Below are 21,386 nucleotides of genomic sequence, written 5' to 3'. Positions count from 1 at the left end.
TCGGGCGACCAGCAGATCATCCGGGCGGGGCTCATTCGTAGCCGAAGGAGCGCACACGCGCTTCGTCGTCGGCCCAGCCAGAGCGCACCTTGACCCAGAGTTCGAGGAACACCTTGGCATCCATGAGTTTTTCCAACTCCTGGCGGGCCTCGGTGCCGATGCGCTTGAGGCGCTCGCCCTTGTCGCCAATGACCATCATCTTGTGGTTGTCGCGCTCGACCACGATGGTGGCAGCGATCTTTACGAGGCGCTTGTGCTGCTTGCTCTTTTCCTCGTCGAACTTGTCGATGACCACGGTCGAGGTGTAGGGCAGCTCATCGCCCGTGAAGCGGAAGAGCTTTTCGCGCACGGTTTCGGAGGCCAAGAACTTCTCGCTGCGGTCGGTCAGCTCGTCCTCGGCATACCACCAGCCCTGCTCGGGCAGGTACTTTTCGCAGATGCCGAAGAGGCGTTCGATGTCGCCCTTGTTCTTGGCCGACATGGGCACAAACTCGGCAAACGGGTGGCGCTCCTGCATGCTCTTGAGCCAGGGCGCGATCTCGGCCCGGCGGTGCACCATGTCGAGCTTGTTGGCCACGAGCAGCGTGGGGATGCCAGGCTTGAACAGGGACAGCACCTTGGCATCGGCCAGTGTGAAGTTGCCGGCCTCGACCACAAAGAGGATCAGGTCCACATCGCCGATCGCGCCCATCACGGTCTTGTTGAGCGACTTGTTGAGCGCGGTGGCGTGGCGGGTCTGGAAACCCGGCGTGTCCACAAAGATGAACTGCGTCTGCTCCCGCGTGCGGATGCCCGTAATGCGGTGGCGCGTGGTCTGCGCCTTGCGCGAGGTGATGCTGATCTTCTGCCCCACCAGGGCGTTGAGCAGCGTGGACTTGCCCACGTTGGGCTTGCCCACAATGGCGATCACGCCGCAGCGCTGGCCGGGCACAGCCGCAGGCACCGCAGCGGCGGCCAGCATGGCCTCCAGATCGTTTTGCACGGGGGCGCTTTCTGCACCCTCGTCACCAGCTACATTTTTAGTAGCATCATTCATAAATTCTTTGCTTTCAATGTGGCCAGCATGGCGGCAGCTGCCGCCTGCTCGCCGGCCCGGCGCGAGCCACCGATGCCACGTTCGGTCAGGCCCAGTTCGGGAATATCGCACTCGACGTCAAAGGTCTGGCGGTGGGCCGCGCCCACGGTCGCCACCACCCGGTACTGCGGCAGCTTCATTTTGCGGCCCTGGAGCCACTCCTGCAACGCGGTTTTGGCATCCTTGGACGCGGCCTGCATCTGGGGGTTGATCTCCACCCCTTCGAACAGTCGGTGCACCAGCGCTTCAGCATGGGCATATCCGGCATCGAGATACACCGCGCCAATCAGGGCTTCGAGGGCATCGGCCAGGATAGACGGGCGTTGCTGCCCGCCCGACTTGGCCTCCCCCTCACCCAGGCGCAGCACTTCGGAGACCTTCAGGCGCAGGGCCAGCTGGTGCAAGGTGTCCTGCTTGACGAGGTTGGCGCGCACCCGGGACAGATCACCCTCGGGCAAGGCCGACAGCCGCTGGTACAGCAGGCTGGCAACCGCCAGGTTCAGGACGGAGTCGCCCAGAAATTCGAGCCGCTCGTTGTGGTCCGCAGAAAAGCTGCGGTGCGTGGTAGCACGCTGGAGCAGCGAAGGATCAGAAAAGACATGCTGCAGGCGAGCCTGCAGCGCTACAAGACCGGGCTGCACCTAGTTGGTCTGCGCTTCAAAGCGGTAGACCAGATAGGCCGGCCCCGCCAGAGGGATCTCACGGGCGTACTTGAACGACACCACGACCTTGTCGCCGCGCTTGGTGACTTCCAGATCCTTGCCCTGGATGGAGCGAATGTCGTCGATGGCTGCAGCGCGGTCAAAGGCAGCCCGCACGCCGGGCACCGTGCTCTCGACCTTGGCCTTTTCAATGGCCTTCTTCGCGGACGTGTACTCCAGGAAGATCGGCACTGACTGCCCCCCGATGGCAAACACAGCCACTGCGATCAGGCCGATAAAGATCAGGCCGAAAAAAGACAGGCCACGCTGGCGCGAACGGCTTGCGGTGCGACTCTTGTTCATAAATAACCCCCTCACTATGTGGTGTGCGGCAACTGCGCGTCAGTGGAACGAACCAATGCGCTTGAGATTACCGAAATTCATCCAGACAAAAAAGGCCTTGCCCACGATGTTGCCCTCTGGCACGAAACCCCAATAGCGGGAGTCCAGCGAGTTGTCGCGGTTGTCGCCCATCATGAAATAGTGGCCCTCGGGGACCTTGCAGGCGACGCCTTCGACACTGTAGCGGCAGTTTTCGCGGTAAGCAAAATTGCTGGCGCCCTGCACAAAAGCAGGCACATCGGGGTTGTTCAGCAAGCGGTGGGGCTTGTCACCCAGTGTTTCCTCGAACTGCTTGAAGTAGCGCATCGCATCTTCTTCAAAGAAATCGGGGAGTGCTTTCGTATCGACAGCCTTGCCATTGATCGTGAGGCGCTTGTTGATATAGGCCACTTCGTCCCCGGGCACGCCCACCACCCGCTTGATGTAGTCCATGCTGGGCTGTGGCGGATAACGGAACACCAGCACATCGCCACGCTCCGGCTTGTTGCCCTCCGTGATCTTGGTGTTGATGACCGGCAGGCGCAGTCCATAGGTGAATTTGTTCACCAGGATCAGATCGCCCACCAGCAGGGTCGGAATCATGGATCCGGACGGAATCTTGAATGGCTCAAACAGAAAGGAGCGCAGGAAGAACACCGCCACGATCACGGGGAAAAGCCCGGCGGTCCAGTCCAGCCACCAAGGCTGCATGAGGATCTGGCCTTTGGCCTCCTGCACATCCACATCCACCTTCTGGATGCCCATGCGGTCCAGCTCGGCGCGGCGTGCCACGGCGGCGTCTTCTATCGCTTGCGCTGCGCGACGGCGGCTTGGCAAAAAGTAAAACCGCTCCGCCAGCCAGTAGGCCCCGGTAACCACCGTGGCCAGGAACAGCAGCAATGCAAAGTTGCCCTCGATGGCGCCAAAGTACCAGGCACCGATATAGCCGGCAAAACCGGCCAGCACCAAAGACGTGAGAATTTGCATGAACTGCATCAATCTTCCACCTGCAAAATGGCCAGAAATGCTTCTTGCGGCACCTCGACCGAACCGATCTGCTTCATCCGCTTCTTGCCCGCCTTCTGCTTTTCGAGCAGCTTGCGCTTGCGGGTGATGTCACCGCCATAGCACTTGGCCAGCACGTTCTTGCGCAGGGCCTTGATGGTTTCGCGCGCGATGATGTTGGCACCAATGGCCGCCTGGATGGCCACGTCGAACATCTGGCGGCTGATGATCTCGCGCATCTTGGCCGCCACGGCACGGCCCCGGTAGGCCGACTGGCTGCGGTGCACGATGATGGACAGGGCATCGACCTTCTCGCCGTTGAGCAGGATGTCCACCTTCACCACATCGGATGCGCGGTACTCCTTGAACTCATAGTCCATCGACGCGTAACCACGCGACACCGACTTGAGCTTGTCGAAGAAGTCGAGCACGATCTCACCCAGCGGAAGCTCATAGGTGAGCATCACCTGCCGACCGTGGTAAGCCATATTGATCTGCACACCCCGCTTCTGGTTGGCCAGCGTCATCACCGGGCCCACATAGTCCTGCGGCATGTACAGGTGGACCGTGACGATGGGCTCGCGGATCTCCTGGATCTTGCCCTGGTCGGGCATCTTCGAGGGGTTCTCGACCATGATGACTTCGCCGTCGCCCTTGACCACTTCGTACACCACACTGGGCGCGGTGGTGATCAGGTCCTGGTCGAACTCGCGCTCCAGGCGCTCCTGCACAATCTCCATGTGCAAGAGGCCCAGGAAGCCGCAACGGAAGCCGAAGCCCAGCGCCTGCGACACCTCGGGCTCGAAGTGCAGCGAGGCATCGTTGAGCTGGAGCTTCTCCAGCGCGTCGCGCAACTGGTCGTACTCGCTGGCTTCCGTGGGGTAGAGCCCCGCGAACACTTGCGGCTGGATTTCCTTGAAGCCCGGCAGCGCCTGCTCGGCTGGCCCCATGTTGTTGGGCAGCTTCTTTTCCAGCGTGATGGTGTCACCTACCTTCGCGGCCTTGAGCTCCTTGATGCCCGCGATGATGTAGCCCACCTCCCCTGCGTGCAGTGCATCGCGAGATTCATTGGCAGGCGTGAAGACACCAAGGTTATCGGCGTTGTAGGCGGCTCCCGATGCCATCATCTTGAAGCGCTCGCCCTTGAGCAGACGACCATCGACCACACGCACCAACATCACCACGCCCACGTAGGGATCGAACCAGCTGTCGATGATCATCGCGCGCAACGGCGCCTCGGGATTGCCCCGGGGCGCGGGCACCTTGGCAACGATCAGTTCAAGGATCTCGTCGATGCCCATGCCGGTCTTGGCGGAACACGGGATCGCATCCGTCGCATCGATGCCGATCACATCCTCGATCTCGGCCTTGGCAGTCTCGGGATCGGCCTGCGGCAGGTCCATCTTGTTCAGCACCGGCAACACTTCGACGCCCAGGTCCAGCGCGGTATAGCAGTTGGCCACGGTCTGTGCTTCCACGCCCTGCGATGCATCGACGACGAGCAGTGCGCCCTCACATGCAGAGAGCGAACGAGAGACCTCGTAGGAGAAGTCCACATGGCCCGGTGTGTCGATCAGATTGAGGTTGTAGACCTGTCCATCACGCGCCTTGTATTGCAGCGCGGCGGTCTGCGCCTTGATGGTTATCCCACGCTCTTTTTCGATGTCCATCGAGTCCAGGACCTGGGCCTCCATCTCGCGTTCCGCAAGCCCTCCACACCGCTGGATCAAGCGGTCGGCCAGCGTCGACTTGCCATGGTCGATGTGCGCAATGATGGAAAAATTTCTGATGTGATTCATCAACGGAAAGCGTCAAGTGATTGAATTAAAACGGCGCCCACAAGAAAAAAGGGCGCGTCGAGTGGCGACGCGCCCTGAACCAACAATCATTGGCAACTGCGATAGTTGGAGCTTCATTGTAGGCAAAAAGGCCGCTTGGAAAAGCCCGCCCGACTGCACTGAGGGGGAGTTGCCGGTCTGCAACAGGGATTTTATACACAGTTTATTCACAGTTGGCACAACAACAACGCTGGACAACTTGTGGGTGAGCTGTGGATCAGCTGTGCATTGCACAGAACCATCCCGCATCGTGAACCCGACGCCAGTCAATATGCAGATAAGCGTTTAACGAAAGCCTCTATTCTATCGAATCTGGTTGATAGGCTCTCCAAAAGTTAGCAAAAGCTAACATCTAGTCCTCTTCCGAGGGCGACGCAAAAAAGCCGAAAATTAAATCTATCGCCCAAAGGCCCGATCAAGGAAGAGGGGAATCAGCCCGGTGTTGGGCAGCCCTCTCCCGACATCACCGCGTCAGCGACCAGCCCGGATCAGGGCGTACTGGGCCCACTCACCGCGCCGGTACAGCACGTTGATGGACTTGCTCTTGTCGGCCTTGGCGAGCACCGACTCGAACTCCTTCACGCCCGAAATTTCGGTATTGGCCACCGACAGAATGATGTCCCCTTCGCGCAGTCCCGCACGGGCAGCAGCGTCGGTGGCAGCGGCCACCACCACGCCGCCCTTGAGCTTGAACTCCTTCTTCTGCGCGTCCGTCAGTTCCGTCACCGACAGCCCCAACTGTTGCGCGGCTGCAGAAGCCTTGGGCTTTTCCTCGCGCTCGGCCAGCTTGGTAGCAGGCTTGTCTGGTTCGATTTCTGCAATGGTGATGCCAAGATCACGCGATGCTCCCCGACGGAACACCGTCACCGTGCTCTTGCTTCCGGGCTTGGTATTGCCCACCAGGCGCGGCAGGTCTGCCACCTTCTCGATGGGCTTGCCGTCAAAACGCGTGATTATGTCACCGGCTTCCACGCCGGCCTTGTCGGCGGGCGACCCGCCCTCGACACCCGTGACCAGCGCACCTTGCGCCTTGCCCAGGCCAATGGACTCGGCCACATCTTTGGTGACCGCGCCAATCTGCACGCCAATGCGTCCACGCGTCACACGCCCCGATGCGCGCAACTGCTCGCTCACCCGCATGGCCTCATCCATGGGGATGGCAAACGAGATGCCCATGAAGCCACCTGAGCGGGAATAGATCTGGCTGTTGATGCCCACCACCTCGCCGCGCATGTTGATGAGCGGGCCGCCCGAATTGCCGGGGTTGATCGCCACATCGGTCTGGATGAACGGCAGATAATCCCCCGTGTCGCGCTGCTTGGCACTCACGATGCCCGCCGTGACGGTGTTCTCCAGCCCAAAAGGGGAGCCGATTGCCATCACCCACTCACCCACACGCAGGCGGCTCACATCTCCCACCTTCACCGCAGGCAAGCCCGTGGCTTCGATCTTGACCACTGCCACGTCCGTGCGCTTGTCCGCGCCCACAATCTTGGCCTTGAACTCGCGCTTGTCCGGGAGCGTCACGATGACCTCATCGGCACCATCCACCACATGGGCGTTGGTCATGACAAACCCGTCCGCCGTCAGGATGAAACCGGAACCGACACCCCGTGGCTGCTGCTCCTCTTCCTGCTGCGGTCTCTGGGGGCGCTGCTGGCGGGGCTGGTTGGGAATGGGCACACCAAAACGCCGGAAGAACTCCAGCATCTCCTCATCCATGCCATTCGCGCCGGCGCGGGAGGATGCTTTTTCGACCGTGCGGATATTGACCACCGACGGCCCCACCTGGTCCACCAGCTCCGTGAAGTCCGGCAGCCCCCGGACAACGGCCGCTGGCTGGGCCCACGCCGCCTGAGGCAGCGCCACAGCGCTGGCCACCCCTGCAAACATGCACGCGAGCGCTACAGAGCGCAGCTTACTTCCATCGAACTTCGGCATCTTCGACCTTTCGTGAATTGTGCAAATGCTGTCCATCAACTTGGTGTGACTGTGAAGAGTGTGCCGCCAAATGGTTCCCGGCAAAGACCCAGGTTCTTCGCCTCTCCATGAGCCAACAAGGCCAGAAAGGGGCTTTCACAACCCGCGAGGACGGACGCCGCTCAGCGGGCGCGCTCCAGCTGTCCTGCAAAAAGGCGCAGCGTCTGCAAGGGCACCTCGCCGACAGCGGTTACCCAGGTATCCGGCGACACCCGCTGCGCCAGGAGCTGCGTTGCGCCCATGCCCGACACCTGGGATTGCGCCGGGTGGCGCTGCGGGTCAAAGGACTCCAGGAACAAGGACACAGAAGCCAGTCCATCGGAATACAGACACTGCAGCACACTTTGTGCATCGTCTGCACCAGAAACCGCCCGGCGATGGCAACTGACAGGCACGAACCCCGCCACCGGCTGCCGCAGTACCCAGCCCTCGGCCTGGGCCGTCGTCTTCACAACGGCGGGGGCGACCACCTTGTAGCCCGTTGTCGAATCCATCGAGCGGGAGAGCTGCTCCACCCGCACCGACGCATTCAAGTCAAGCTCAGAAAACGCAGCCTGCTCCAGAACCCGCCCGTCCAAGGCCAGGGTTTGCAGCTTCACCACCAGCCCGGTGTCCCGCTCCACCCAAAGGCGATAGCCAAAGCGCAGGGCATCCAGGGGCTTGAACCACACCACGTCGGACACCAACCCCGCCACCCGCTCCTGGCCCATCAACTGAGAGGTATAAAACTGGGCCGTGGATGTGCCACTGACCACCGGCACACGCGGGAAAAGCCCGGCCGCATCGCGCCGATCCGTGCGCACCACACGCGCCTGCGGCAAAAAGGTACGCACCTCATCGTTGCGCCGAAAAACAGTGCGCGGCGTGCCGCTTAGAGACTCCACCCGCTCCATCTGCTGGAGCCCGTCGCAGGCGTGCCAGATGCGCGAGCTGGACATGGCCCCGTTGGCCGACATCACCACAAACACCCCGGCGTAGGATTTGCGGCAGGGCGCACTGTGCATGCGCTCAATCCACTGCGCCACATCGCGCTCGGCAGGGACCGATATTGCTTCCGAGGAAGACGCAGCAGGATTGCCTCCGCCAGGGCCCGCAGCCAAGGCTACCGATGTCACCAGGCCCCACACAACCACCGCCCCACACCACATCAGCCACCGATTGCGAAAGACTTCAGCAGCGCCCAGCACTCCCAATGTGTTCATCACGCGATCTCACCGCCTGGAGCAGGCATCCCTATTCCCAACTCAACGGCCAGGGGTTTCAAAGGTGGCATTGCGCAGAAAACCCGCCGGCATCTGCAGTGCCGAAGTGCTGCCAAACTGCTTGTGGGCCGCCAGCAATTCATCCAGACGGGGATCCCGCAGCATCACCTGCTGCCCATCGGCGTCGGCCACAGCCACCACGGGAGCCCCTGGGGCCGGGCTGCTGCGCTCGGGCACGGCCGCCATCTGTGGCCCTGCCCCAGCAGGGCCTACCCCTTGCAAACTGGCCAGGGATGTCCAACCTATCGCCGCCACCGCTGCCAGGGAGGCAAAGCCCGCCACCATCTTCCAGCGGAAAACAGACGCATTGGCGGCCTCGGGCAGCCCGGCCGCAACCACTGCCACGGGGACCGGGACCTGGGGGCGCTCAGGCAGCGCCTCCTGGGCCAGTTGTTCACGCAAACGGGCCATGAATGCCGGGTTGGCAGGCTGCGCCAGGTCCGCCGAACGCAGCACATCACCCACCAAGTGGTACAGCTGCCAGGTCTTGGCCCCTTCCTCGTCGTCCGCCGCGTACGCGAATGCAGCATTCAGCTCTTCACCCTGAAGTTGGCCATCGGCCAGCGCAGACAGCCGCTCCCGATGGCCCATCCCTTGGTCTACAGAGCCGCCCGCCAGTCCATTGATACCTGTTTCAGCCTTGTTCATTCCATCACCTCACCACCGTTTGCCCGACTGGTTCTCAAGCAGAGGACGCACTTTGGCCGAGATAGCCTCGCGCGCCCGAAAAATCCGGGACCGCACTGTGCCAATGGGGCATCCCATGGCCGCCGCGATCTCTTCGTAACTCAAACCCTCAATCTCACGCAGCGTCACCGCCTGGCGCAAGTCATCGGGCAATGCCTCCATGGCCGCGTTCACCACCTGCGCAATTTCTTGGGCGGCCAGAACGGTCTCGGGGGTTTCGTCGCTGGTTAGTTCATGTCCGAGGCGGGAAGTTTCATCCTCATCCTCGCTGCCTCGGAAGGCGTTTTCTGAAATGACCGGGTTGCGCTTCATGTCCATCAGCGCCTTTTTGGCGGTATTGACGGCAATGCGGTACAGCCAGGTGTAGAACTGCGCATCCCCACGGAACTGATGCAGCGCCCGGTAGGCGCGGATAAAGGTCTCCTGGGCAATGTCCTGGACAAGATCGGTGTCGCGCACCATCCGCCCTATCAGGCGCTCGATGCGGCGCTGGTACTTGATGACCAGTAACTCATAAGCGCGCTGATCGCCCGCTACCGTGCGCTCCACCAGGTGGAGATCGCTGTCTTCGGAGGGAGAAGGCGAAATTACAGTCATGGATACTCAGGATTCACGCCCCACAGACGTGGCCGGGGCGTTTGCTTCAGGGTTGTCAGCGCCTGGTACGGCGCGCGAATATACCGCACGGCGCATGTCCAGCCAGCGCTCGGGCTGGCTCGCACGCTCCAGCCAAAGCCAGGTGCGGCGATGCCCCCAGGGAGACACACACACCCAAAGATGGGCCTGCAGGTCAAGAAGGACTTCAGGCGGTGCAGAAAGTGCCCGGAATATTTTTTCAGGCCCCTCGCCTTCCAGAACCCACCCCTGCCCGTCCCAGCGCAAGGATCCAACGAACTGCTGGCGCCAGAAATGCACCGCACCTGCCGCAGCCGCCAGCCAAAGGCCAATAGCAGTGCTTGCAGACATCCAGGATAGCGTCGCTGTTTCCGCGAGCAAGGCCCACAGCACCGCAGCCTCCGCAAACAACAACACCGCCAAAACGGCGCCCAAGGCCATGCTGCGCCGCACGGGGTACAACACTGCAGGCGCACGCCGTGTGGGCCGGATCATGGCATGCAGGTCAAGCTGTAACTGCGCCACAGCACGCGCCATCCCGCCACCCTGCGGAACAAGGGGCGGACATTCTGCGAGCTCGACCTATGGCGTCCATGGGCATTGATGCCACGATGGAAAACGCAGTCCGCAGGATCAGATGCGCTTGAAAACCAGCGTGCCGTTGGTGCCGCCAAAACCGAAGTTGTTCTTGACGGCCACGTCGATCTTCATGTCACGCGCCGTGTTGGCGCAGTAGTCGAGATCGCACTCGGGATCCTGGTTGAACAGATTGATGGTGGGAGGCACCTTCTGCTCGTGCAGGGCCAGCACAGTGAAAACACTTTCAATCCCCCCGGCACCACCGAGCAGATGGCCCGTCATGGATTTGGTGGAGCTGACAACGGTCTTGTAGGCATGTGCACCCAAGGCCGCCTTGATCGCGTTGGTCTCGTTGATGTCGCCCAGCGGAGTGGAAGTGCCATGCGCATTCAGGTAATCCACCTGGTCGGCATTGACGCCTGCATTGCGCAAGGCGCTGAGCATGGCACGGCGGGGGCCATCCATGTTGGGGGCCGTCATGTGGCCTGCATCCGCACTCATGCCAAAGCCACTGAGTTCGGCGTAAATCTTGGCGCCACGGGCCTTGGCGTGTTCGTACTCTTCCAGCACCATCACGCCGGCGCCTTCGCCCAGCACAAAACCATCGCGGTCCTTGTCCCAGGGGCGGGAGGCAGTCTGGGGGTCATTATTGCGGGTGGACAGGGCGCGCATGGCGGCGAAGCCACCAATGCCCAGCGGCGACACCGTGGACTCTGTGCCACCAGCCACCACCACGTCCGCATCCCCGTATTCGATCATGCGGCCCGCTTCTCCGATGCAGTGCAAGCCCGTTGTACAGGCAGTCACCACAGCCAGATTCGGCCCTTTGAAGCCGAAGCGCATGGACACATGACCAGCCACCATATTGATGATGGATGCGGGCACAAAAAACGGCGTGATACGCCGGGGCCCACGGCTGGCCAGTTCCGCATGGGTGTCTTCGATCAGCGGGAGGCCGCCAATGCCCGAACCGATCACACAGGCAATGCGTGTGGCGAACTCGTCACTGAGCGCCTCGCCCGTGGGCAGGCCTGCATCCTGCACGGCCTGCGCAGCGGCGGCAATGCCGAAGTGGATGAAGGTGTCCATCGCGCGCGCATCCTTGGCGCTGATGTACGACTCCAGGTCAAGACCTTTGACCTCTCCCGCGATCTTGCAGGCGAAGTTCGACGCATCGAACTTGGTGATGAGATCAATGCCGGACTTTCCGGCAAGGAGGTTGGCCCAGGAATCGGCCACCGTGTTACCCACGGGGCTGACGCAACCCAGGCCGGTCACGACAACGCGACGACGGCTCATGCGTAAAAACCTTCTGCTGATCGCTTGAGTCAGGCGCAGGGCGCCGCTCAGGCCTTCTGGTGGGTATTGGCGTAGTCGATGGCGTTTTGCACCGTGGTGATCTTCTCGGCGTCTTCATCCGGGATCTCGATGCCGAATTCGTCTTCCAGAGCCATCACCAGTTCCACCGTGTCGAGCGAGTCGGCACCGAGGTCTGCCACGAAGGCCTTTTCATTGGTGACTTGGGACTCTTCCACGCCGAGTTGTTCGGCAATGATTTTTTTGACGCGTGCTTCGATATCGCTCATGGTTTCCCTCTGGGGGTTGTGAATGAATCCGCGATTCTAGCCGCTTAAGGAGAAGCCCCTAAACGACCCGCCGTCCGGATGAACCGGCGTTAACTTGTCTTAATTACATGTACATGCCGCCATTGACGTGCAACTCCTGCCCCGTCACATAGCCTGCTTCGCGCGAAGCCAGGTAAGCCACCGCATGCGCGACGTCCGCAGGCTTGCCCATGTGGCCCAGCGGGATCTGCGCATTGAGTGCTTTTTGCTGATCTTCGGGCAGCACGGAGGTCATGTCGGTCTCGATAAAACCAGGCGCCACGCAGTTCACGGTGATGCTGCGGCTGCCCAGCTCACGGGCCAGTGCGCGCGTCATGCCCGCCACACCCGCCTTGGCGGCGGCGTAGTTGGCCTGACCAGGATTGCCCGATGCACCCACCACGCTGGTGATGCTGATGATGCGCCCAAAACGCTGCTTCATCATCGGACGGATCGCGGCGCGGCTCACGCGGAATACAGCCTTGAGATTGGTGTCCATCACCGCATCCCAGTCGTCGTCCTTCATGCGCATGGCCAGGGTGTCGCGGGTAATACCAGCGTTGTTCACCAACACGTGCAGGCCGCCTTGCTGCTTGACGATGGAGTCCATCAAGGCCTCGACCGCTGCCACATCGTTCACATTCAGATTGGCACCCCGGCAGCCCGGATAGGCCGCCAACGCTTGACTGATCCGCGCAGCACCCTCGTCGGTGGTGGCCGTGCCCACCACCTGGTAGCCACGCGCAGCCAACTCCAAGGCAATCGCCGCGCCGATGCCGCGCGATGCACCGGTCACCAGCGCCACTTGCGCTGCCTGCACTGCTGTCTGGGTCGATTCCGTCATGCCAACAACTCCCGGGTTTCGGCCAGGGTGGCCGAGTCAAACAATGCTGCGCCAACCAGTTCGGGGTCGATGCGCTTCGTCAGGCCCGCCAGCACCTTGCCAGGGCCACATTCAACAATGTGCGTCACGCCACGGCCTTTCAGCGCCTGCACGCATTCGACCCAGCGCACCGGGCCAAAGGCCTGACGGTAAAGCGCGTCGCGAATGGCGTCCGCGTCCTGCTGCACCGCCACGTCCACGTTGTTGAGCACTGGAATCTGGGGCGCGGCCAGTGCCACGCCAGCCAACGCCACACGCAGCTTTTCCGCTGCGGTCTTCATCAGGCTGGAGTGGAAAGGGGCCGACACCGGCAGCAGCAGCGCACGTTTGGCGCCGGCCGCCTTGAGCACTTCACAGGCCTTGTCCACACCGGCCTTGGTTCCGGCGATCACGGTCTGGATAGGGTCGTTGAAATTGACAGCCTCGACGACCTCGGTGGTGCCGGGCCCGAACGATGCCAGCGCCTCGGCACACCCGGAGATGACCTTGGAGGCTTCCATACCCAGGATGGCGGCCATGGCGCCGGTGCCCACCGGCACAGCCTCTTGCATGGCCGCAGCGCGCAGCCGCACCAGCGGAGCCGCCTGTGCCAGCGTCAGCACGCCGGCCGCCACCAGGGCCGAATACTCGCCCAGCGAATGCCCGGCTACTGCCACAGGGGCAGCCCCGCCCTCAGCACGCCAGACACGCCAGGCCGCCACACCCGCCACCAGCATCACCGGCTGGGTGTTGGTGGTCAGCGCCAGCGCCTCCTTAGGGCCCTCTTTGATCAGGACACCCACATCTTCACCCAGGGCATCCGATGCTTCTTGCAGGGTCTGCGCCACCACAGGGTGGTCGCCCCACCCATCGAGCATGCCCACGGACTGGGAGCCTTGTCCGGGAAAGACAAATGCAAAAGACGTCATGAAAAAATCCAGAAATTTGAGAGAAATTTGGCGCTACCGCCTGTCCACATTGGCCTGATAGCTACAACTTCAGGAGCACAGCGCCCCAGGTAAAGCCACCACCCACACCTTCCAGCAGCAGGGTCTGACCCTTTTGAACCTGGCCGGAGCGCACGGCATGGTCGAGCGCCAGTGGAATGGACGCCGCAGACGTGTTGCCATGCTGGTCCACGGTGACCACCACCTTGTCCATGGACAGCTTCAGCTTGCGGGCCGTGCCCTGCATGATGCGGATGTTGGCCTGGTGCGGAATCAGCCAATCGATATCGGCCTCGGTCAACCCGGCCTTGGCCAATGCGGCATGGGCGGCCTTTTCCAGCACCCCCACTGCCAGCTTGAAAACCGCCTGCCCATCCATCTTGAGGAGCGGATCCCCCAGCACCTGGCCACCCGACACATTGCCCGGCACACACAGAATGCCCACATGTTTGCCATCGGCATGCAGGTCGCTCGACAGGATGCCCGGCGTCTCGGACGCCTCCAGCACCACAGCCCCGGCCCCATCACCAAACAACACGCAGGTGGTGCGGTCATTGAAGTCCAGGATGCGGCTGAAAACCTCGGCGCCGATCACCAGGGCGCGGTTGGCCGCCCCCGTCTGGATCATGGCATCTGCCACCGACAGCGCGTACACAAAACCGCTGCAGACCGCCTGCACATCAAACGCCGGGCAACCATTGGCCCCCAGCTTGTTCTGCAAGATGCAAGCGGTGGAAGGGAACACCATGTCGGGCGTGGACGTGGCCACGATGATCAGGTCGATATCCGTCGGCTGCAGCCCGGCCGCCTGCAAGGCATTGCGAGCAGCCTCCACACCCAGATCGCTGCTGGCCACATTGGGGGCCGCAAAATGGCGCGCCCGGATGCCGGTGCGCTCCACAATCCATTCGTCAGAGGTTTCGATGCCGCGCTGGCCCAGTTCGGCCACGAGATCGGCGTTGGTCAACCGGCGGGGCGGCAGATAACTGCCGGTGCCGGTAATACGGGAATAACGTCTCATTATTGTGCGGTCGCCGCAACGCCAGGCTGGGGCTGGGCATCTGCAGGCACCAGAAGCGGCGCCGCATGCGCAATCCGGGTCCGGACACGGTCGAGCAGGTTGTTGCGGGCTGCATCATACGCCCGGTTCAAAGCCTGCTCGAAGGCCATCGCGTCGGCCGATCCGTGACTCTTGAACACCAGTCCGCGCAGGCCCAGCAGCGCCGCGCCGTTGTATCGACGGTAGTCCATGCGCCTCATGAGCGCTTTTAGGATCGGATAAGCGATGATTGCCGCCATTTTCGTGAAGATATGGCGAGAAAACTCAGCCTTGAGCGCTCCAATGATCATCGAGGCCACACCCTCGCTGGCCTTGAGCGCGACATTGCCAACAAAACCGTCACACACCACGATGTCCACGGTGCCCTTGAAAATGTCATTGCCTTCGACATTGCCAAAGAAATTCAAATCGCCGGAACTGGCCGCAGATCGCAGCAATTCACCCGCTTTTTTAATAACTTCGCTGCCTTTGATGACCTCTTCACCAATGTTCAGCAAGCCCACGGTGGGCTCCCCGCCCTCCTGAAGGGCCGACACCAGCGCCGACCCCATCACGGCAAACTGCAGCAGATGCTCAGCCGAGCAGTCCACGTTGGCTCCCAGGTCCAGCACCGTGGTGGCACCGCCCGTGGCGTTGGGCAACTGGGTGGCAATGGCCGGACGGTCAATGCCATCCAGCGTCTTGAGGAGATAGCGGGCGATGGCCATCAGCGCGCCGGTGTTGCCCGCCGAAACCGCCGCCGATGCCGCGCCGTCCTTGACCTGCTGGATGGCCACGCGCATCGAAGAGTCCTTCTTCTTGCGCAAGGCCACCTCCACCGGATCATCCATGGCCACCACCTCGGAAGCGGGGACGATGGCGGCACGGTCGTGCGCAAACGCTTGCAGGCTGGCCGGCAGACCTACAAGCAGCAAACGGGCGTCGGGATGGTGTTCGAGAAACTGGCGGCACGCCGCGAGCGTGACGCGGGGGCCATGGTCGCCCCCCATGCAGTCAACAGCCAGTGTGATCATGGGCGACTTGTCCGGCCAGCAGATGGGGCCGGAAGAAAAATACGACGGTCAAAACAAAGGCCCGCACTACGCGACGTAGTTGCGGGCCTTGATGGGTGCTGAAATCAGGCTTCAGACTTGTTCTTCAGCACCTGGCGGCCACGATAGAAACCGTTGGGGCTGATGTGGTGACGCAGGTGGGTTTCACCGGTGGTGGGTTCCACAGCAATGCCTGGCACGTTCAGGGCATTGTGCGAGCGGTGCATGCCGCGCTTGGAAGGGGACTTTTTGTTTTGCTGAACGGCCATGATGGCTCCTGATCTTGAGTAGGTTGGTAAAAACGCGATCAGCCCAAAAGACACGATGGGATTCGCGTGAAGCCCACGATTATAACCCAAATGATTTTTGGGTCAGCCAATCACCCCTTGGGATCCTTGCGCAGCCCGGCGAGCGCGGCAAAAGGATTGGGCTTTTCGGCGTTCGCTTCTTCAAAATCATCGTCGGACGAGGCCAGCGGCACAGCCGTGGGGCATTCATCGTGTTTGGGCACCACGGGCAAGGCCATCAGCAGCTCATCCTCGATGAGTTCGTGCAGGTCGAATTCGCGACTGAGGGCCAGCAGGTCTTCCTCGCTCTCGTCGTCCAGCGCCTCGGCGGTGGCTTCGTCCGCCACAAAACGGAACTCGCGGTCCACCTCCAGCGGCACGTCCACGGGGGTCATGCAGCGCTGACATTCCATAGGGAAACTTGCGCGCACCTTGATGTGCAACCACACCTGCCCCATGCCACCCAGCGCGGTACGCACTTCGCCCACGGCCTCCCAGTCCACCAGCAGGTCGGGGTGCAGGCCCTTGGCCTCCTGGGCCAGGCGTTCGTACTTCAGCAGCGAGTCGTGGCCCGCCAGCCGACCGCCCGCCTGTGCGAAGGCTTTCACGTCCAGGCGCTGCGGGGAGAATTCCTTGGTCATGGCGGCAGTGTAAGAGAATCGGCGCATGCATCAATCCCCCCCCCAGCAACGCCCTCTGGTATTGGGCTCCACCTCGCGCTACCGGCGTGAATTGCTAGAGCGGCTGAACCTGCCTTTCGAGGTCGCAGCCCCGGATGTGAACGAAACCCCCCTGCCCGGCGAAACCCCGCGCGATCTGGCCCTGCGCCTGGCGCTGGCGAAGGCGCGCGCCGTGGCGCAGCAGCACCCCGGGGCCGTGGTGATTGGCTCCGACCAGGTGGCCGACCTCGCGGGAGAGCCCCTGGGCAAGCCGGGCCAGCACGAACGCGCCGTGCAGCAATTGCGCCAGATGAGCGGCCAGACCGTGGTCTTCCAGACCGCCGTGGCCGTGGTGTGTGCTGCCACGGGTTTTGAACAGGTGGAACTGGCCCCCGTGGAAGTGCGGTTCCGCGCCCTGTCCGATGAAGAAATCGAGCGCTACCTGCGCGCCGAGCAGCCCTACGACTGCGCGGGCAGCGCCAAAAGCGAAGGCCTGGGCATTGCGCTGCTCGACGCCATCCACAGCGACGACCCCACGGCCCTCATTGGCCTGCCGCTGATCCGCACCTGCCGCATGCTGCGCGCTGCAGGGCTGGTGCTGCCGTGATGAAGCACCCCCTGAGTCGCTTCGCGCCCTCCCCCTCCCCTTCGGGAAGGAGACACACCCAGTGGTCTGACCAAGCCAGCTCCACGGGTGCGCTGGCCTGCACCGCGTCAGTTTCTCCGGCACCGGACACTGCGCAGCGCTATGGAGGCCAACGATGAATGCGAAAACCGGCACGCTGTACCTGGTCCCCGCCCCCCTCGACTTTGGCTGCGACACCCAGGCCCCGCTGCAGGACGCCCTGCCCGCAGCCACGCTGCAGACGGCCGCACGCCTGACCCATTGGGTGTGTGAAAACGCCAAGAGCACACGCGCCTACCTCAAGCGCATCGACGCACTGCACCCCCTGGCCGCCTCCCTGCAGCAGCAGCAGATCACCGAGCTGCCGCGCGAAGTCCACAAGAAGGGCGACCACGGCGACAAGGGCTCGGCCCCGTTCGACGCCCGCCCGCTGCTCGCGGCAGCACTGAACGGGCACGACATCGGCCTGGTCAGTGAAGCGGGCATGCCTGCTGTGGCCGACCCGGGCTCGTCAGTGGTCCGCGCCGCGCACGACCTGGGCATCCCCGTTGTCCCCCTGGTGGGCCCGGTGTCGCTGCTGCTGGCCCTGGCGGCCAGTGGGCTGAACGGGCAAAACTTCGCGTTTGTGGGCTACCTGCCTCAGGACGGCCAGGAGCGCACCCAGCGCATCAAGGAGCTGGAGAGCATCGCGCTGCGCACGGGCCAGACCCAGCTGTTCATCGAAACCCCCTACCGCAACCCCGCCCTGTGGCAAGCCCTGGTGCAGACGCTGCAGCCCCACACGCGCCTGGCGCTGGCCAGCGGGCTGACACTGCCCGAGGCACGCATCCACAGCCAGCTGGTGCGGCAATGGCGCCAGCAACCCGCACCGCCCGACAACCGCACCCCGGTCGTGTTTGCACTAGGCCGCTAGCATGGCAAAGCATTCCTACCCTTTTGCTATATTTTTGATAGCCATCAGCGCTTATGGAACGAGCGCAGAGGCCATTATTCGTTGTGAATTGAATGGCAAGGCGATCAATATTTCCAACGGTGCCGAGACCGCAGGCCAGTCCGGCCTGGTGCGCTGCCGTGACGAGAACACCGGCCATGTGCAGCGCGAGCAGCAGTTGCAGAACGGCAAGTTCATGGGCCTGGAGCGCATGTTCGACCGCGAAGGCCGCCTGCAGCGCGAACGCAGCGTGAACGAGCGCGGCAACAGCCACGGCCGGGTGGCGGAGTTCTGGCCCAACGGCCAGGTGCGCCGCGAGGAAACCGCCGACAACGGCCGCACCCAGGGCGCGGTGCGGCGCTTCGATACCTCAGGCCGGGTGGAGCGCGTGTCCTTTCACGGCGAGGGGCAGGAGCTTTTTTACGTGGAGTACACCAGCAAGGGCCAGCCAGCGCGCCTGTTGTGCCCGCGCACCAGCGTGCTGCCCGAGGACCGCAAGCTCTGCGGTTTTGATGGCGCCGCCGACACCCCACTGTTTGCCGAAAGCGGCACGCGGTCGGCGCAACTGCGCTACGACCAGGGCCGACTGTTGAGCGCCACCGAATGGACCACCGACGGCATCGTCTCTGCCCAGCAACTGGTGGTGGACGGCCGGCGGGTGCACAGAAGCTTCACTACCGAAGGCGGCAAGAGCGTGCTGCGCGAGGAGCGTGTCTTCGCGCCGGACGACCGCACGCTGCGGGACACGCGCGGCCAATTGCTGAGCGCCAAACGCTATGGCGCGTCGGGCCAGCTCATCGAGCAGCGCAGCTTTGCCGAGGGCCGCGAGGTGCAGGTGGAGCGCTGGTACCTGAACGGCGCAGTGCGCGAGCGCAGCGCCTGGAGCGGCACCGGCAAGGACGCCCGCCTGCTGCGCGAGATGTACCGCGACGACGGCAAACTGGCCCGGCGCGAGCAGCTCAACGCCGACCAGTGGCCTGTGGGCACCCAGCAGGCCTTCCACGACAACGGCCGCCTGGCGCTGGAAGAGCAGTATTCCGACCCCGACGGCCGAGGGCGCACCCGGCTCACGGCGCGCAAGCAGTGGGATGACACCGGCAAGCTGACTGCAGACGACGCCATCCTGGAAGACGGATCACGCCAGCGCAAGGCGGGTGGGGTAGACAGCTGAAGACGCCGTCCGTGCCACCCAGACCAGCAACCCATACGCAAAATGCCCCGAATGGAAACTCCATCCGGGGCATTTTTTCTGCCATCGGCCACCAGGCCGGGTGGGAGGCGGTCAGCGCAGCTGAGGGCCCGCCAGTGACAGTGACCTCACCGCACCCACACCAATCGCAGCACCAAATCGCTTGACCAGGCGCTCGGCCACGTTGTCGCGGCGGGTGTAGTCGATGATGTCTTCGGCTTTGACCACTTCGCGCGCCACGTAGTCCAGGTTGCCCAGCTTGTCGGCCAGGCCCATTTCCACGGCCTGCTGGCCGGTCCAGAACAGGCCGCTGAAGGTGTCGGGCGTGGTCTTGAGTCGGTCGCCCCGGCCTGCTTTCACCACGGCGATGAACTGCTGGTGGATCTGGTCGAGCATGGTCTGCGCGTAGGCGCGCTGCTTTTCGGTCTGCGGGCTGAAGGGGTCAAGGAAACCCTTGTTCTCTCCCGCAGTGAGCAGGCGACGCTCCACGCCCAGCTTTTCCATGGTGCCAGTGAAGCCAAAACCGTCCATCAGCACGCCAATGCTGCCCACGATGCTGGCCTTGTCCACATAGATGTCGTCGGCGGCTGCGGCAATGTAGTAGGCCGCCGAGGCGCAGGTTTCCTCGACCACGGCGTAGATCGGCTTGTTGTGCTTGGCCTTGAGGCGAATGATCTCGTCGTTGATGATGCCCGCCTGCACCGGGCTGCCACCGGGCGAGTTGATGAGCAGCACCAGCGCCTGCGAGCCTTCGTCTTCGAGCGCGCTGCGCATGGCGGCCACGACAAATTCGGCGCTGGCCTCGGCGCCGCTGGCGATCTCGCCCTTGATGTCCACCACCGCCGTGTGGGGCGTGCTTTTGCTGGCGCTGGGCGATGCCTGGCGCAGCGCCGTGAAGGCGACGGCGGCAATCAACACCAGCCAGGCCAGGCGGAAGAAGATCTTCCAGCGGCGGGCGCTGCGTTGTTCTTGGAGGGCGGAGAAGGCCAGCTTTTCCAGCGTGGCGCGTTCCCAGCCAGGTTCACGCGATGGGTCGCTCACAGATGCTCCTGAATTTGTAGCTGCTTGCGCCCACAGGTCGGGCGCGGGGTTGCTTTTGGGGTCAAAGCCCGAGGGTCCGGGCGATTGGGGGTCGGTCATGTCTTGTGTCCTGGGCACTGCACCACTGCGGCCGGCGCCCCCACACAGGCGGCGGGTGGCAGATGGCGTGAGTCCAGGCTTTCCATCTGGATTGTCTAGAACTCCACGGGCTGCAGGTGGTGGGCAGTATGCCAGTGCACCACACCATCGCTTTCTGACAAAGCAATTTTCACCAGCCCGCCCCGGCAGGGGCCGCCGGCACACTGGCCCGTGTGGGGCAGGTAGGCCGCCCCATGGGTGGAGCACAGCAGCCATTGGCCGGTGTCATCAAAAAAATGGCCTTCCTGGTAGTCCATCTCCATCGCCACATGGGTGCAGCGGTTGAGGTAGGCATGGGGCACGCCCCGGTAGCGGATGGCAAAGGCGCGGCAGGTCTGCCCCGCATAACGCACATCAAATGCCACCGCCCGGCCACCATCGACCAGGTCGGCGCTGTTGCACAGGGGAAGGGATTGTTCGGGGGGCGTGGACATGGCGGATTCGTTCACACCTTCTCAGCCATGCTGCAGCAGCCAGTCGTGCAGCTCGCGCACCGAATGCACCACCGACAGCGGGTTCAGCGCGTGGAAGGCATCGGGCTCGTGGGCGCCATAGCTCACCCCCACGCTCGCACAGCCCGCGTTGACCGCCATCTGCAGGTCGTGGGTGGTGTCGCCAATCATCAAGAGGCGCTCGGGCACCACGTCAAATTCGGCCATCAGCTCCTGCAGCATCAGCGGATGGGGCTTGCCAGCGGTCTGGTCGGCGGTGCGGGAGCCGTCGAACACACCGCGCAAATCCACCGAATGCAGCGCCTCATCCAGCCCGCGCCGGCTTTTGCCGGTGGCCACGGCCAACAGGTGGCCACGCTCGCGCAGGTCGTTCAGCAGAGGCAGCACGCCCTCGAACAGGCTCAGGTCGTCCTGGTGCTGGATGTAGTGAAAGCGGTAGCGGTTGCCCAGCTCGGTGTACTTCTCGGGGGGTACATCCGGCGCTGCATGGGCCAGGG

At 63.0% G+C, this 21,386-nt stretch carries 24 protein-coding genes; 3 read left to right on the top strand and 21 right to left on the bottom strand.

Features of this window, described 5'->3' with window-relative positions; genetic code table 11:
• Positions 1 to 31: 31 nt before the first annotated feature.
• The 18 genes from era to AC07Z7_RS17945 all read right to left on the bottom strand — a co-directional run bounded on the left by era (position 32) and on the right by AC07Z7_RS17945 (position 16,495).
• Positions 32 to 1,036, bottom strand: a complete 1,005-nt coding sequence (gene era, locus AC07Z7_RS18030; RefSeq protein WP_094285495.1) for a GTPase Era — start codon at positions 1,034 to 1,036, stop codon at positions 32 to 34.
• Positions 1,033 to 1,716: a ribonuclease III gene (gene rnc / locus AC07Z7_RS18025; protein WP_252657781.1), complete on the bottom strand. Its 684-nt coding sequence runs from the start codon at positions 1,714 to 1,716 to the stop codon at positions 1,033 to 1,035. Before rnc ends, era begins: the two co-directional genes overlap by 4 nt.
• Positions 1,717 to 2,079: a DUF4845 domain-containing protein gene (locus AC07Z7_RS18020; protein WP_094285493.1), complete on the bottom strand. Its 363-nt coding sequence runs from the start codon at positions 2,077 to 2,079 to the stop codon at positions 1,717 to 1,719.
• 39 nt (positions 2,080 to 2,118) lie between these two features.
• Positions 2,119 to 3,093, bottom strand: coding sequence for a signal peptidase I (lepB, locus tag AC07Z7_RS18015; protein WP_094285492.1), 975 nt, complete (start codon positions 3,091 to 3,093; stop codon positions 2,119 to 2,121).
• Positions 3,093 to 4,901, bottom strand: coding sequence for a translation elongation factor 4 (gene lepA, locus AC07Z7_RS18010; RefSeq protein WP_094285491.1), 1,809 nt, complete (start codon positions 4,899 to 4,901; stop codon positions 3,093 to 3,095). Before lepA ends, lepB begins: the two co-directional genes overlap by 1 nt.
• A 510-nt stretch (positions 4,902 to 5,411) precedes the next feature.
• Positions 5,412 to 6,881: a DegQ family serine endoprotease gene (locus AC07Z7_RS18005; protein ID WP_494767128.1), complete on the bottom strand. Its 1,470-nt coding sequence runs from the start codon at positions 6,879 to 6,881 to the stop codon at positions 5,412 to 5,414.
• A gap of 161 nt (positions 6,882 to 7,042) precedes the next feature.
• Complete coding sequence (locus AC07Z7_RS18000; protein WP_494767127.1) at positions 7,043 to 8,122, bottom strand: MucB/RseB C-terminal domain-containing protein; 1,080 nt, start codon at positions 8,120 to 8,122, stop codon at positions 7,043 to 7,045.
• Between the two features lie 42 nt (positions 8,123 to 8,164).
• Positions 8,165 to 8,830 (bottom strand): sigma-E factor negative regulatory protein, encoded by a 666-nt coding sequence (locus tag AC07Z7_RS17995; protein WP_494767126.1) that lies wholly within the window; start codon positions 8,828 to 8,830, stop codon positions 8,165 to 8,167.
• 9 nt (positions 8,831 to 8,839) lie between these two features.
• The gene (rpoE, locus tag AC07Z7_RS17990; RefSeq protein WP_094285487.1) at positions 8,840 to 9,466 is read right to left on the bottom strand and encodes an RNA polymerase sigma factor RpoE; all 627 of its coding nucleotides are present in this window, start codon (positions 9,464 to 9,466) and stop codon (positions 8,840 to 8,842) included.
• Positions 9,467 to 9,472: 6 nt separating this feature from the next.
• The gene (locus AC07Z7_RS17985) at positions 9,473 to 9,979 is read right to left on the bottom strand and encodes a hypothetical protein (protein ID WP_494767125.1); all 507 of its coding nucleotides are present in this window, start codon (positions 9,977 to 9,979) and stop codon (positions 9,473 to 9,475) included.
• Between the two features lie 138 nt (positions 9,980 to 10,117).
• Entirely contained in the window at positions 10,118 to 11,362 is a 1,245-nt protein-coding gene (gene fabF / locus AC07Z7_RS17980; protein WP_494767124.1) for a beta-ketoacyl-ACP synthase II, read from the bottom strand.
• A gap of 47 nt (positions 11,363 to 11,409) precedes the next feature.
• Positions 11,410 to 11,649, bottom strand: coding sequence for an acyl carrier protein (acpP, locus tag AC07Z7_RS17975; RefSeq protein ID WP_003058049.1), 240 nt, complete (start codon positions 11,647 to 11,649; stop codon positions 11,410 to 11,412).
• A 103-nt stretch (positions 11,650 to 11,752) separates the two neighbouring features.
• Positions 11,753 to 12,511 carry a 3-oxoacyl-ACP reductase FabG gene (gene fabG, locus AC07Z7_RS17970; RefSeq protein WP_494767123.1) on the bottom strand — a complete coding sequence of 253 codons (759 nt, stop codon included), beginning with the start codon at positions 12,509 to 12,511 and terminating at the stop codon, positions 11,753 to 11,755.
• Positions 12,508 to 13,458, bottom strand: a complete 951-nt coding sequence (fabD, locus tag AC07Z7_RS17965) for an ACP S-malonyltransferase (protein ID WP_494767122.1) — start codon at positions 13,456 to 13,458, stop codon at positions 12,508 to 12,510. The genes fabG and fabD overlap by 4 nt, the downstream gene beginning before the upstream one ends.
• A 61-nt stretch (positions 13,459 to 13,519) precedes the next feature.
• Positions 13,520 to 14,497 (bottom strand): beta-ketoacyl-ACP synthase III, encoded by a 978-nt coding sequence (locus tag AC07Z7_RS17960; protein ID WP_094285483.1) that lies wholly within the window; start codon positions 14,495 to 14,497, stop codon positions 13,520 to 13,522.
• On the bottom strand, positions 14,497 to 15,549 hold the full coding sequence (plsX, locus tag AC07Z7_RS17955; protein WP_494767121.1) for a phosphate acyltransferase PlsX: 1,053 nt from the start codon (positions 15,547 to 15,549) through the stop codon (positions 14,497 to 14,499). The genes AC07Z7_RS17960 and plsX overlap by 1 nt, the downstream gene beginning before the upstream one ends.
• Positions 15,550 to 15,653: 104 nt before the next feature.
• Positions 15,654 to 15,836, bottom strand: coding sequence for a 50S ribosomal protein L32 (gene rpmF, locus AC07Z7_RS17950; RefSeq protein WP_005794249.1), 183 nt, complete (start codon positions 15,834 to 15,836; stop codon positions 15,654 to 15,656).
• 110 nt (positions 15,837 to 15,946) lie between these two features.
• Positions 15,947 to 16,495: a YceD family protein gene (locus tag AC07Z7_RS17945; protein ID WP_094285481.1), complete on the bottom strand. Its 549-nt coding sequence runs from the start codon at positions 16,493 to 16,495 to the stop codon at positions 15,947 to 15,949.
• Positions 16,496 to 16,520: 25 nt separating this feature from the next.
• Here AC07Z7_RS17945 and AC07Z7_RS17940 point away from each other — a divergent pair, with 25 nt between their 5' ends.
• The 3 genes from AC07Z7_RS17940 to AC07Z7_RS17930 all read left to right on the top strand — a co-directional run bounded on the left by AC07Z7_RS17940 (position 16,521) and on the right by AC07Z7_RS17930 (position 19,240).
• On the top strand, positions 16,521 to 17,120 hold the full coding sequence (locus AC07Z7_RS17940) for a Maf family nucleotide pyrophosphatase (protein ID WP_494767120.1): 600 nt from the start codon (positions 16,521 to 16,523) through the stop codon (positions 17,118 to 17,120).
• Positions 17,121 to 17,274: 154 nt separating this feature from the next.
• A complete protein-coding gene (locus AC07Z7_RS17935; protein WP_094285479.1) occupies positions 17,275 to 18,051 on the top strand; it encodes an SAM-dependent methyltransferase in 777 nt (258 codons plus the stop codon).
• A 1-nt stretch (position 18,052) separates the two neighbouring features.
• The gene (locus tag AC07Z7_RS17930) at positions 18,053 to 19,240 is read left to right on the top strand and encodes a toxin-antitoxin system YwqK family antitoxin (RefSeq protein WP_494767119.1); all 1,188 of its coding nucleotides are present in this window, start codon (positions 18,053 to 18,055) and stop codon (positions 19,238 to 19,240) included.
• Between the two features lie 111 nt (positions 19,241 to 19,351).
• Here the strand turns inward: AC07Z7_RS17930 and AC07Z7_RS17925 are convergent, their stop codons facing one another.
• From AC07Z7_RS17925 to AC07Z7_RS17915, 3 genes are all read right to left on the bottom strand, one after another.
• Positions 19,352 to 20,398: a S49 family peptidase gene (locus AC07Z7_RS17925; protein ID WP_494767118.1), complete on the bottom strand. Its 1,047-nt coding sequence runs from the start codon at positions 20,396 to 20,398 to the stop codon at positions 19,352 to 19,354.
• A gap of 95 nt (positions 20,399 to 20,493) precedes the next feature.
• The gene (locus AC07Z7_RS17920; RefSeq protein ID WP_094285889.1) at positions 20,494 to 20,871 is read right to left on the bottom strand and encodes a Rieske (2Fe-2S) protein; all 378 of its coding nucleotides are present in this window, start codon (positions 20,869 to 20,871) and stop codon (positions 20,494 to 20,496) included.
• Positions 20,872 to 20,892: 21 nt separating this feature from the next.
• On the bottom strand, positions 20,893 to 21,386 hold a 494-nt coding region (locus AC07Z7_RS17915; RefSeq protein ID WP_494767117.1), incomplete at its 5' end, for an HAD-IA family hydrolase.

This window comes from Acidovorax sp. GW101-11A03 (assembly GCF_059424825.1).
This window is presented reverse-complemented; position numbering and strand designations above follow the sequence as displayed.